Below are 12,692 nucleotides of genomic sequence, written 5' to 3' on the forward strand. Positions count from 1 at the left end.
GACCACGTTCTGCGCCTGAGCACCGCCACACATCGCCGACCGGGAATGGGAGCACGATGACGACGAGCGACCCGACCTCATCGCCGCGGCCGTTCCGGTTCGCGGCCGGCGGGGAGGGCAACCGCGACGAGGGCGGCGCCCGCAAGTTCGTGGCGCTCGCGCAGCGGGCCGAGGAGTACGGGTTCGACACGTTCGCCATCCCCGACCACCTCGAGAACCAGGTCGGACCGCTCGCCGCGCTCGGCGCCCTGAGTCAGGCCACGAGCACCATCCGCCTGGCCACCACCACCCTGGCGGCGGGCCTGCGCCACCCGGTCGTGCTGGCCAAGGAGGCCACCACCATCGACGTCCTGAGCAAGGGACGCCTCGAACTCGGCATCGGCGCCTCCTGGCTCCGCGAGGACTTCGACGCCGCCGGCATCTGGTTCGGCACCCCCGGTGAACGACTCGCCCAGGTCGACGAGGCGCTGACCATCCTCGACGTCCTCATGCGCGGCCAGGAGTGCACGTTCCACGGCAAGTACTACGACGTGGAGAAGGTCGTCGGCGCACCACGGCCGCGACAGGGCCCCCGCCCGCCGATCATGGTCGGTGCCGGAGGGCCCCGGATGCTCGCGATGGCCGCCAAGCACGCCGACATCATCTCGGTGGCCACGGGCTCGACGCCGGACGGCCGCCTGCGTCTCTCCGACATGACCATCGAGAAGACGATCGAGCGGGTCGACGTCATCCGGCAGGCCGCGGGCGACCGGTTCGAGGACATCGAGCTGAACTGGACGATCGCGACGATCCTCGTCACCGACGACCGCGTCTCGACCGCGGAGATGGTCCTGTCCGCCATCGACTCCGGCTTCCCGCCGAACCTGGCCAAGGACGCCGAGCTCACCGTCGACGACATCCTCTCCTCGCCGTACATCATGCTCGGGTCGTTCGAGGAGATCGCCGAGCAGATCCGTACCGTCCGCGAGCGCACGACGATGTCCTACGTCGGCGTCTTCCCGACGCAGATGGACGCTTTCGCGCCGGTCATCCCCCTCCTGCGGGAGGGGGAACGGTGAGCGGTGTGATGGGTCAGCCCACAACGAGACCGGACAAGTGGATAGGATGCTCTCGGTTTGCCGCGCAGTGTGACGACGTGGGGTCGGGGCCCCGCGTACCCGCTGCGGGCGCTCTGCTGCACGGACGGAAACGGGAACGCTGGGGGGCGCATCCGCGGCCAGGTCGTCCGACCTGCCCGACGATTCCCGAACACCGACGATCGGCGCGTGACGAGGCCGATCCCGGTGCACATGCGACTCGATGGGACGGGGCGGATCATGCCAACAGGAGTTTTGATGAAGCGTGAGTTCTCGGACTTCCTCGACGGGGACGGGAACCTCCACCTGGCCGAGGGGGACACCCTCGTCGAGTACGTCGAGCGGAACGTCGTCGAGAAGGCCGACACGCTCGCATACCGCTACATGGACTACAGCCGCGAACGCGACGGCGAGGCCACGGAGCTCACCTGGGCCCAGTTCGGCAAGCGTCTGCGCGCTGTCGCCGCCCGTCTGCAACAGGTGACCAAGCCCGGTGACCGCGTCGCGATCCTGGCGCCGCAGTCCCTGGAGTACGTCGTCGGGTTCTTCGGTGCGATCTACGCGGGCAACATCGCCGTCCCGCTGTTCTCACCGGACGAGCCCGGCCACACCGACCGGCTGCACGCGGTCCTCGGCGACTGCGAGCCCACCGTGATCCTGACGGCCACCAAGTCCGCCGAGGCCGTGCGCGACTTCTTCAAGCCGCTGCCGGCCAAGCAGCGCCCGCGCGTCATCGCCGTCGACGCGGTGCCGGACTCCGTCGGCGACACCTGGCGCCGGCCGACGGTCGCACTGCACGACATCGCCTACCTGCAGTACACCTCGGGCTCGACGCGCACCCCGGCCGGCGTCGAGATCACCTACGAGTCGGTGGGCGCGAACGCCCTGCAGATGATCGACGCGCTCGATCTGAACGACAACTGCCGCGGCGTCACCTGGCTGCCGATGTTCCACGACATGGGCCTGTTGACGGTCATCGTCCCGGCGCTGGGCGGCAAGTACATCACCATCATGAGTCCGGCCGCCTTCGTGCGACGTCCGGGCCGGTGGATCAAGGAACTCGCGGCGATCTCCGACGGCGCCGAGACCTTCGCCGCCGCGCCGAACTTCGCCTACGAGCACGCGGCCGCACGCGGTCTCCCGCGCGACGGGGAGTCCCTCGACCTCAGCAACGTCATCGGCCTCATCAACGGCAGCGAGCCGGTCACCGTGAGCTCGATGTCGAAGTTCCAGGAGGCCTTCGAGCCCTACGGCCTGCCGAAGTCCGCCATCAAGCCGTCCTACGGCATGGCGGAGGCCACGCTCTTCGTGTCCGCGCCGCCCCGCCACCGCGAACCGAAGGTCGTCTATGTCGACCGCGACGACCTCAACGCCGGCAAGTTCACCGTCGTCGACCGGTCCGCACCCGGCGCCGTCGCGCAGGTCGCCTGCGGACAGGTCGCGCGGAGTCAGTGGGCGGCGATCGTCGACTCGGAGACCGCGACGGAACAGCCCGACGGTGTCGTCGGCGAGATCTGGCTGAACGGCATCAACCTGGGTCACGGGTACTGGGGACGGCCGGAGGAGACCGCGAAGACCTTCCGCAACACCCTCGACCACCCCCTGGCCGAGGGCAGCCACGCGCAGGGCGCGCAGCGTCCCGACCGGTGGATGCGCACTGGCGACTACGGCGTCTGGTTCGACGGTGACCTCTTCATCACCGGTCGCGTCAAGGACCTCGTCATCGTCGACGGCCGCAACCACTACCCGCAGGATCTCGAGTTCAGCGCGCAGGAGGCCACGACGGCACTGCGTCCGGGCTTCGTCGCGGCGTTCTCGGTCCCCGCGAACCAGCTGCCGGCCGAGGTCTTCGCCAACTCGTCGTCGGGCATGAAGCACGATCCGGACGACGCATCCGAGCAGCTCGTGATCGTCGGCGAACGCAACACGGGCAAGCGTCAGGACCCCACCGAGGTCGCCGACGTCGTCCGCGCCGCGATCGCCCAGCGGCACGGCGTGATGGCCCGCGACGTCCTGATGGTGCCCGCCGGGTCCATCCCGCGGACGTCGAGCGGCAAGATCGCCCACACGGCCTGCAAGAACGCGTACATCGACGGCACCCTGCGCGGGGGATACACCCAGACGGCGTTCCCCGACGCACCCGACGACTGACGCGCACATACCGATCGACAGGACGAGATGTCTGAACTGAACACCGGCGCAGCACATTCCACGGGCACGGGGGAGCCGGAGGAGGCTGTACGGCCCGACGGGTCCGGCCCCGAGCCGGTGACGGGCGACGAGGCGACGGTCGTCGCCGACAGCTCGCACGGCACAGCCGGGGAGACCGCCGGTGACCTGACGGTCGCCGAGCTGCGGGACTGGCTGCGCCAGTGGGTGTCGACGGCCACGGGACTGCCGGTGGAGCAGATCTCCGAGGACCGTCCGATGGAGGAGTTCGGGCTCGCCTCCCGCGACGCGGTCGCCATGGCCGCGGACATCGAGGACAAGACCGGCGTGCTGCTCACCGCCACGGTCGCCTACCAGCACCCGACCATCGCGTCGCTGGCGAAGCGCATCATCGAGGGCGATCCCGACGCCGGGCTCGACACCGACGCGGATGCGGAGTTCTACCTGCGTGAGCGGGCCGCGGACGACGACATCGCGATCGTCGGTGTGGCGACCCGGTTCCCCAAGGCGGGGTACTCCCCGGAGTCGACCTGGGACCTGTTGATCAACGGTCGCGAGGGCGTGTCCGACCTGCCCGAGGACCGGTGGACCGAGTTCAAGGCGGAGCCGCGGGTCGCCGAGGTCCTCGCGAAGTCGAACCTGCACGGCGGGTACCTCGACGACGTCAAGGGTTTCGACGCCGACTTCTTCCAGATGTCGCCGCGCGAGGTCGAGATGGTCGATCCGCAGCAGCGGCTCGCGTTGGAGCTCACCTGGGAGGCGCTCGAGCACGCGCACATCCCGCCGAGCGACCTGCGGGGTGAGCAGGTCGGTGTGTTCATCGGCAGCTCGACGAACGACTACCAGATGATGGCCGTCGCGGACCCGGAGTCCAACGGCGACACCGCCGCGTACGCGCTGACCGGCACGTCGACGTCGATCGTCGCCAACCGCGTCTCCTACTACTACGACTTCCGCGGCCCGTCGATCGCGATGGACACGGCGTGCTCGTCGTCGCTGGTCGCGGTACACCAGGCTGTGCGCAGCCTGCGATCGGGTGAGACCGACGTGTGCGTGGCGGGCGGCGTCAACATGCTCCTGTCGCCCGCGGCGACGCTCGGCTTCGACAGCATCGGCGTGCAGGCCAAGGACGGGCGCATCAAGGCGTTCTCCGCCGACGCCGACGGCATGATCCGCGCCGAGGGCGGCGGTCTGGTCATCCTCAAGCGCGTCGCCGACGCCCGGCGCGACGGTGACACGATGCTCGCGATCGTGGCGGGCTCCGCGGTGAACTCCGACGGCCGCTCGAACGGTCTGCCCGCCCCGAACCCGGAGGCGCAGGTCGAGGTGCTGCGCAGTGCGTACCGCGACGCCGGGATCGACCCGCGCACGGTCGACTACATCGAGGCCCACGGCACCGGCACCATCCTCGGTGACCCCATCGAGGCCGACGCCCTCGGCCGCGTGGTGGGTCGGGGCCGCGAGGCGGACAAGCCGGCCCTGCTGGGGTCGGCGAAGACGAACTTCGGGCACCTCGAGGCCGCGGCCGGTTCGGCGGGCCTGATCAAGCTGGTGCTGGCGCTGCAGAACGACAAGCTGCCGCCGTCGTTGAACTACACCGCACCCAACCCCTACATCCAGTTCGAGGCGACGCGTCTGCGGGTCATCCCCGAGGCCGCCGACTGGCCGCGCTACTGCGGTCACGCGGTGGCGGGTGTGTCCGGCAACGGCTTCGGCGGGACCAACGCCCACGTCGTCGTGCGCGAGGTGCTGCCCGAGGACCTCGTCGAGCCGTCCGAACAGACCCCGGCCGAGGCGATCGCGGCGGTCGCGCCGACGGCGACGAGTCCGGCCGACATCGACGACGACCTCGACGACGACGAGTTCCTCACCGACGCCGAGAAGGCCGCGATGGGGATGTTCGCCGCCTCCACCCCCGCGGTCGACGCGGTGCCCGTGACCGAGGCCGACCCCCTCGCCGACTACGCGCCCATCACCCGCGAGGGCATGGTCGTCCCGTTGGTGATCTCGGCGTTCCTGCCGTCCCGGCGCCGCAAGGCCGCCGCCGATCTCGCGGACTGGCTCGAGTCCGAGGAGGGCCGCTCGTCGTCCCTCGTCGACGTGGGTCGCGCACTGGCGCACCGCAACCACGGCCGCAGCCGTGCGGTGGTCATGGCGCACGATCACGACGAGGCGATCAAGGGCGTCCGCGCCGTCGCCGACGGCAAGGCCTCGCCGCTCGTGTTCTCCTGCGACGCACCTGATCCCGCGTCGGCGGTGTGGCTGCTCTCCGGTTTCGGCAGCCAGCACCGCAAGATGGCCAAGCAGCTCTACGGCGAGAACCCGGTGTTCGCCGCCGCGGTCGACCGGGTCGACGAGTTCGTCCAGAACGAGCTCGGCTACTCGATCGTCGAGATGTTCCTCGACGACGCCCAGACCTACGGCATCGAGACCGCGCAGGTCGGCATCTTCACCATCCAGGTCGGTCTGGCCGAACTGCTCCGTCACCACGGCGCCGAACCCGGTGTGCTCGTGCCCCATTCGATGGGTGAGGCGTCGGCCGCGTACATCAGCGGCGGGCTGTCGCTGGAGGACGCGACGCGCGTCATCTGCCAGCGTTCGCGACTGATGGGCGAGGGCGAGGCAAGCCTCGAGGGCGACGACATCCGCCTGATGGCGCTGGTCGAGTACAGCGCGCAGGACATCACCGGCGTCCTCCAGGACTACCCGGACCTCGAGATCTGCGTCTACGCCGCGCCCACCCACACAGTGATCGGTGGGCCGGAGGCACAGGTCGACGCCATCGTCGAGCGGGCGGAGTCCGAGGGCAAGCTCGGCCGCAAGCTGCAGACCAAGGGCGCCAGCCACACCGCGCAGATGGATCCCCTGCTCGGTGAACTCGCCTACGAGCTCACCGGCATCGCACCGCTGAGCCCCAGGGTCGGCTTCTACAGCTCGGTCGACCGGGAGACGTTCTACCGCCACGGATCCGAGCCGGTGCACACCATCGACTACTTCACCAAGGGTCTGCGCCACAGCGTGTGGTTCTCGCAGGCGATCGCGAAGTCGGTGGAGAACGGTCACCGGACCTTCCTGGAGCTGTCGCCGAACCCGGCCGTGCTCATCTCGGTCGCGGCCGTCACCTTCGACGCCGGCCTGCACGACGCGGAGCTCATCGAGACCCTGCGCCGCAAAGAGGACGAGAGCCTCGGCGTCGTCACGGCGCTGATGAAGCTGTACGTCCACGGTCACGCGGTGGACGTCGCCAGCCTCTTCGGGTCGGGCACCTATGCCGACATCCCGCGGACCCGCTTCGAGCGCAAGGAGTACTGGCTGCGGTCGCGGATCGGCGGCGGCAGCGGTGCCGACCGGGTGCCGGGCGCGCACGTCGCCCTGCCGGACGGTCGTCACGCCTGGGAGGTGTCGGCCGCTGCCGTCACCGATCCGCGTGCGCTGGTCGGTGCGGCGGCGGGCCAGGTCCTCACCGAGGTCTCGGTGGGCGCGTCGGAGCAGGCTGCGCCCTTCCCGTCGACCGGCACGCTCACCACCACCTTCACCCCCCACCCCGGGGGCGGCTCGCTGCAGGTCCACGCCAAGGACGGGTCCGCCTTCACACTGCTGCTGCACGCGGTGGTCACGGGCACCGCCCTGGGCGCTACACCGGTCGCTGCCGAACCGGCCGCCGTGCCGGGCGCGACCGCCGAGCAGTCGCCGGCTGAGCAGTCGCCGGGCGAGGCGGCCCGCGCGTCGGGCTTCGTCGACGAGCGGGTGGTCACCGAACCGGAGATCGTCGACGACATCGGTCAGCGCTGGAGTCCCGACAGCGGCCAGTCCGTCGACGATCGCGTCGGGCTCATCGTCGCCGAGTCGATGGGGTACGAGCCCGAGGACCTCCCCCGCGAGATCCCGCTGATCGAGCTCGGTCTGGACTCCCTGATGGCGGTGCGGATCAAGAACCGCGTCGAGTACGAGTTCGACATCCCGCAGCTCCAGCTGCAGGCGATGCGACAGGCCGATCTGCGCGACGTCGTGAAGTTCGTGACCTACGCCGTCGAGCACCGCGACGAGGTCGCCGCACTCGCCGAGGCGGGGCCGGGCGAGGTGCTCGACACCGCCGCGCTGGCCGCCGCGATCGAGGGTGGATCGCCGTCCGCCCCAGAGGCCACCCCGGCACCGGCTCCGGAGCCGACGCCGCGCCCGGAACCGACGCCGAGCCCCGAAGCCGCGCCGACGGAACCCGCTGCGGCTCCTGCCGCTCTGGTCGACCAGGCGGCTGTCGCCGCCGCGGCCGGCGCCGACGTGCCACCGCGTGACGCCGCCGAGAGACTGACGTTCGGTGTGTGGAGCAAGGTGACCGGGAAGTCGCCGGGCGGCATCTTCACCAAGCTGCCCGTGCTCGACGAGGAGACCGCCGAGCAACTCACCGAGCGCCTGTCGGAGCGGGCCGGCGGCGAGATCGACATCGAGGACGTCCTCGACTCCGAGACCATCGAGGACCTCGCGACGTACGTCCGCGAGCATCTCGAGGGCGGGTCCGTCGACGGGTTCGTGCGCTACCTGCGGACGGTCGAGGGTTCTGCGACGCCACCTCTGCTGCTGTTCCATCCCGCGGGCGGGTCGTCGATGGCGTATGAGCCGCTGCTCAAGCGCCTCCCCGAGGACCAGCCGGTGATCGGTTTCGACCGCGTCGAGGGCACGATCGAGGAACGCGTCGAGCAGTACCTGCCCAAGCTGTTGGAGGTCGTGCCCGACGGGCCGTACATCCTCGCCGGGTGGTCGTTGGGCGGCGCGCTCGCCTACGGCTGTGCGCAGAAGCTGGCGGAGTCCGGGCGCGACGTCGCGTTCGTCGCGCTGATCGACGCCGTGCGGCCCAACGGGTCGTCGCAGGAGACCACCGAGGAGAAGCGTGACCGTCTCGAGCGGTACATGGCGTTCGCCAAGCGCACCTACGGTGTCGACGACGTCCCCGTGCCGATGGACCGCCTGGTCGACGCCGACGACGAGGGCCAGTTCCGGATCGTCATGGAACTTCTGTCGATGAGCAACGCCAAGATCCCCGGCGGCATCATCGAGCACCAGCGGACGTCGTTCCTCGACAACCGTGCCCTGTCGACGATCGAGCCCGGCCCGTTCGACGGCAAGGTCGTCCTCTACCGCGCCGACCAGATGCAGGAGGGCGCGATCGAGCTCGAGCCCCGCTGGGCCGACATCCCCGAGGACGGGCGATGGGGCGAGGTCGTCGACGACCTCGAGATCGTCCACATCGGGGGCGACCACATCGCCATGATCGACGAGCCGTACGTCTCGCGGATCGGGTCGGACCTCTCGGCCCGTCTCGCCCGGGTGACCGCCCGCGCGCGGGCATGATGTCGATGGGCGTCGAGCGCACCCGCACCGACCTCTCCCAAGGAGTGAACGACTGATGGACACCACCGCGGCGAAGCTGGCGGACCTGCACGAGAAGCTGCGGATCGCAGACAACCCCGGTGGCGAGAAGGCCGACGCGAAGCGCGCGGCGAAGGGCATCCCGTCCCCGCGTGAGCGGCTGCGGATGTTGTTCGACCCCGGGACGTTCGTCGAGTTGGGTCAGCTGGCGAAGCTGCCCGGCAGCGATGCGACGGGGTACGGCGACGGTGTCGTGACCGGGCACGGCCTCGTGAACGGACGGCCCGTCGCGGCCTTCAGCCACGACCAGACCGTCTTCGGCGGCACCGTCGGTGAGGTGTTCGGGCGCAAGGTCTCGGCCCTGATGGAGTGGGCGGGCAAGATCGGTTGCCCCATGGTGGGCATCAACGACTCCGCCGGCGCCCGGATCCAGGACGCCGTGACGTCACTGGCCTGGTACGCGGAGATGGGTCGCCGCAACGACCTGCTGTCGGGTCTGGCGCCGCAGGTGTCGGTCATCCTCGGCAAGTGCGCGGGCGGCGCGGTCTACACACCGGCCAACACCGACATCCTGGTCGGTGTGAAGGACGCGAGCTACATGTTCGTCACCGGCCCCGACGTCATCAAGCAGACGACGGGCGAGGAGATCGACGCGGAGGACCTCGGCGGGGTCCACAACCAGGCCCGCTGGGGCAACATCCACCACGTCGCCGACACCGAGGCGGAGGCGTTCGCCTGGGTGCGTGACTACCTCGATTACATGCCGTCGACCGCGCACGAGCGTCCGCCGGTGATCAACCCGGGTCTCGAACCCGAGATCACCGAGAGCGATCTGCTTCTCGACGACTTCCTGCCCGACAACGACAACGCCGGCTACGACATGCGCGACATCCTCGTGCGCATCTTCGACGACGGCGCCTTCCACGAGGTGTCGGAGATCTTCGCCCCCAACATCCTCACGGGATACGCCCGGGTCGACGGTCGGGCGGTCGGTGTCGTGGCCAACCAACCGAGCGTCATGGCCGGTGTCCTCGACACCGACAGCTCGGAGAAGGCGACACGGTTCGTCCGTATCTGCAACGCCTTCAACATCCCGCTGGTGTTCGTCGTCGACACGCCGGGCATCCTCCCGGGTGTCGCGGAGGAGGCGAAGGGCACGATCCGGCGCTCGGGCAAGTTCCTCTTCGCCTACGTCGAGGCCGACGTGCCGAAGGTGACCGTGGTGGTGCGCAAGGCCTACGGCGGCGCCTACGCGGTGATGGGCTGCAAGCAGCTCGGCGCCGACATCAACTTCGCATGGCCCACGGCGAAGATCGCGGTCATGGGCGCGGAGTCCGCCGCGGCGATCCTGACCCGTCGCCAGACCGAGAACGCCACCCCGCACGAGGCGGACAAGATCCGCACCGACTTCATCAACTTCTACAACACGATGATGGCGACGCCCTACCTCGCCGCCGAGCGGGGTTATGTCGACGCGGTGATCGAGCCGTCGCAGACACGCCTGCAGTTACGGAAGGCGTTGGCGCAGTTGCGCGACAAGGACACCTTCCGCACGCCGCGCAAGACCCTTCTGATGCCCATCTGACACGCCTCACACCGACCGTCGCGCGATGACGCGCGACGGTCGGCGGAGGGTCAGGGCCAGAAGACCTGGCCGCCCTGGAAGTTCTGGCCGAACCGGTTGCCGACGCGGTACTCGTCGCCGGTCGGCAGACCCAGCGTGCTGGCAGGGCCCCCGCGCGCCGCGTACTTGTTCAGGATCTCGCCCCACACGATGTGCGTCCCTGTCGAGGCGCCGTAGTAGATGTTGCCGCCCTGGAAGAACTGCTTGCGGCCCTTGCCTGCGGCGTCGAGCTCGTCGGTGGTGGGCCACTTCAGAGCGCCACGCTCGAAGTTCTTCGATCCCCACTTGACCCGGATCGCACCACCGATCTGATGGGCGACGCCGCCGGAGACACTGGCCTTCCAGTAGAACGCGGTGTCCTTCTCGAAGGTCTGGAAGCGACCGAAGTCCGCGGCGGGGAGCTCGTTCGAGGTGGGCGCCCCCCACTTCTCCTGGCCGCCGGTCGCCTTGTAGGCGTCCAGGATCCGGCCACCCACCGTGTACTCGCCGATGGTGACGTCGTCGGCGGAGGCCACCGCCGTCTGTCCGGCCCCGACGACGGCCACCGCCATCGCCGCGATCGCGGCTGCTGTCAGACGTTCTTTGATGCGCATCGCAGGTCCTGTCGTTCGTCCGGTGCCGTGAGCGGCTCGTACGAACGCTATCGAGGCCACCCGGACGTTTGTTACGGACACTCACCGAATCGTGACGGTATGTCGAGTGATTGCTCGACAGGGCGGAGGGGTTTGGGCCCCGTCACACCCTCCGACGCGGCGGCTGGCCGCTGTCCCGGGTGCGCGCCGAACGGCGTCCGCGCCGCAGCCGCCGATGGGTACCTTGCGCGCAGCCACGTCCAGTACGGGGAAGGACCCATGTCGCGTACCCGTCAGCTCAGCGCGTTCACGGTCATCTGCCTCTGCGAACTCCTGATCGTCCTCGACATGACGGTCATCAACGTCGCGCTCCCGCAGATCGGCCTCGAACTCCGCACCAGCATCACCGGACTCCAATGGGTGGTCGACGCCTACACGTTGACCTTCTCCGGGTTCCTCCTCGCGTTCGGCAACCTCGGTGACCGCTACGGCCGGAAACGGATGCTGATCGGCGGCATCGCCGGACTCGGACTGTCGTCGGTCATCGGCGCCGTCGCGACCGATCAGGCGTGGGTGCTCGTCTCGCGGGCACTGATGGGGGTGTTCGCGGCCGCGGTGCTGCCGGCGACGCTGGCGATCATCACGGCGATCTTCCCGGACCGGAAGGAGAAGTCGCTCGCGATCGGCATCTGGTCCTCGATCGCCGGTGTCGCCGTGGCCATCGGTCCCATCTCGGGCGGCTGGCTGCTCACCCACTTCTCCTGGCACTCGGTGTTCTGGCTCAACGTGCCGGTCGCGGTCGTGGCGGTGATCGCCGCGACCGTGATCGTCCCCGACTCGAAGGCGTCGTCCGTCGGTCCGCTCGACTGGCCGGGCGTCGTGCTGTCCGTCGCGGGCATCTCGGTCGGTGTGTTCGCGATCATCGAGGGTCCGCACTACGGGTGGTCGTCGCCGATCACGCTCGTCGGGTTCGGGGCGGCGATCGTGTTGCTCGTGCTCTTCGTGCGCCGCGAGCTCACGACGTCGTCGCCGGTCCTCGACATGCGACTGTTCCGGATCCGGCCGTTCGCGCTGCCGGCACTGGCGATCGCGGTCGGCTACTTCAGCCTGTTCGGGTTCCTGTTCCTCATCACCCAGTATTTCCAGGGCGTCCGCGAGTACACACCGCTCGCCTTCGGCATCGCGACGCTGCCGTTCGCCGCGGCGCTGGCGGTGTCGGCACCGACGGCGACGGTGCTCGCCCAGCGCATCGGGACCATGCCCCCGCTGGTGCTGGGCCTGGTGCTGATCGGGGCGGGTCTGCTGGTCGGCGGGCAGGTCACTCTCGACAGCTCGTACCTGACGCTGATCCTGCCCGCGATGCTGCTCCTCGCCGTCGGCATCGCGATCATCCAGGGTCCGGCGACCGAGTCGATCATGTCCGCGGTCCCCGCCGACGAGGCCGGGGCCGGGTCGGCGGTGAACGACACGACCCGGGAGATCGGGGGCACTCTCGGGGTCGCGATCATCGGGTCGATCACGAGCTCGTACTACCTCAGCCACGTGCGGACCCTGGTCGACGGCATCCCCGCCGGGCTGATGAGCGCCCGGGACAAGGAGTACGCGCGATCGAGCGTGCTCAGCGTCATCGGCATCCGGGACCGCGAGATCCCTCCGATGTTCGAGTCGACGCGTGAGGTGCTCATCGCGCAGATCAAGCAGGCCGCCCTCACCGGGTCGGCGTATGCGTCGTACGTGGCCGCGGGCGCGGTGTTCGTCTGCGCCGTCGTCGTGGCGGTGGCCCTCCCGCGGCGGTACCGCACCTCGGGCATCGTCGGCGACCAGGTCGACGTCATCGCCGACGAACAGTCCCGCGAGCAGGACCCGGTGGGGGAGCGATGACGGTCG

Annotated in this window: 6 protein-coding genes; 5 read left to right on the forward strand and 1 reads right to left on the reverse strand. The window is 69.6% G+C overall.

The features are described from left to right. Window positions 1-56: 56 nt before the first annotated feature. From LX14_RS08455 to LX14_RS08470, 4 genes are all read left to right on the forward strand, one after another. Window positions 57-1,058, forward strand: coding sequence for an LLM class F420-dependent oxidoreductase (locus tag LX14_RS08455; protein ID WP_253646778.1), 1,002 nt, complete (start codon window positions 57-59; stop codon window positions 1,056-1,058). A gap of 276 nt (window positions 1,059-1,334) precedes the next feature. Continuing rightward, window positions 1,335-3,227, forward strand: coding sequence for a long-chain-fatty-acid--AMP ligase FadD32 (gene fadD32 / locus LX14_RS08460; RefSeq protein ID WP_253646779.1), 1,893 nt, complete (start codon window positions 1,335-1,337; stop codon window positions 3,225-3,227). Window positions 3,228-3,254: 27 nt separating this feature from the next. Next, complete coding sequence (gene pks13, locus LX14_RS08465) at window positions 3,255-8,591, forward strand: polyketide synthase Pks13 (protein ID WP_253646780.1); 5,337 nt, start codon at window positions 3,255-3,257, stop codon at window positions 8,589-8,591. Between the two features lie 52 nt (window positions 8,592-8,643). Further along, a complete protein-coding gene (locus tag LX14_RS08470; RefSeq protein ID WP_253647943.1) occupies window positions 8,644-10,194 on the forward strand; it encodes an acyl-CoA carboxylase subunit beta in 1,551 nt (516 codons plus the stop codon). Window positions 10,195-10,244: 50 nt separating this feature from the next. Here the strand turns inward: LX14_RS08470 and LX14_RS08475 are convergent, their stop codons facing one another. Further along, the gene (locus LX14_RS08475) at window positions 10,245-10,826 is read right to left on the reverse strand and encodes an LGFP repeat-containing protein (protein WP_253646781.1); all 582 of its coding nucleotides are present in this window, start codon (window positions 10,824-10,826) and stop codon (window positions 10,245-10,247) included. Window positions 10,827-11,084: 258 nt separating this feature from the next. On the opposite strand from LX14_RS08475, the gene LX14_RS08480 reads away from it, so the two are divergent. Further along, window positions 11,085-12,686 (forward strand): MFS transporter, encoded by a 1,602-nt coding sequence (locus LX14_RS08480; RefSeq protein ID WP_253646782.1) that lies wholly within the window; start codon window positions 11,085-11,087, stop codon window positions 12,684-12,686. Window positions 12,687-12,692: the final 6 nt, after the last annotated feature.

Source organism: Williamsia deligens (assembly GCF_024171765.1).
Taxonomy (GTDB): domain Bacteria; phylum Actinomycetota; class Actinomycetes; order Mycobacteriales; family Mycobacteriaceae; genus Williamsia_A; species Williamsia_A deligens.

What these genes read in the sequence shown, in the direction of transcription:
- LX14_RS08455 (WP_253646778.1), top strand. Translation starts at nt 57, where the DNA reads ATGACGACGAGCGACCCGACCTCATCGCCGCGGCCGTTCCGGTTCGCG.
- pks13 (WP_253646780.1), top strand. Translation starts at nt 3,255, where the DNA reads ATGTCTGAACTGAACACCGGCGCAGCACATTCCACGGGCACGGGGGAG.
- fadD32 (WP_253646779.1), top strand. Translation starts at nt 1,335, where the DNA reads ATGAAGCGTGAGTTCTCGGACTTCCTCGACGGGGACGGGAACCTCCAC.
- LX14_RS08475 (WP_253646781.1), bottom strand. Translation starts at nt 10,826, where the DNA reads ATGCGCATCAAAGAACGTCTGACAGCAGCCGCGATCGCGGCGATGGCG.
- LX14_RS08480 (WP_253646782.1), top strand. Translation starts at nt 11,085, where the DNA reads ATGTCGCGTACCCGTCAGCTCAGCGCGTTCACGGTCATCTGCCTCTGC.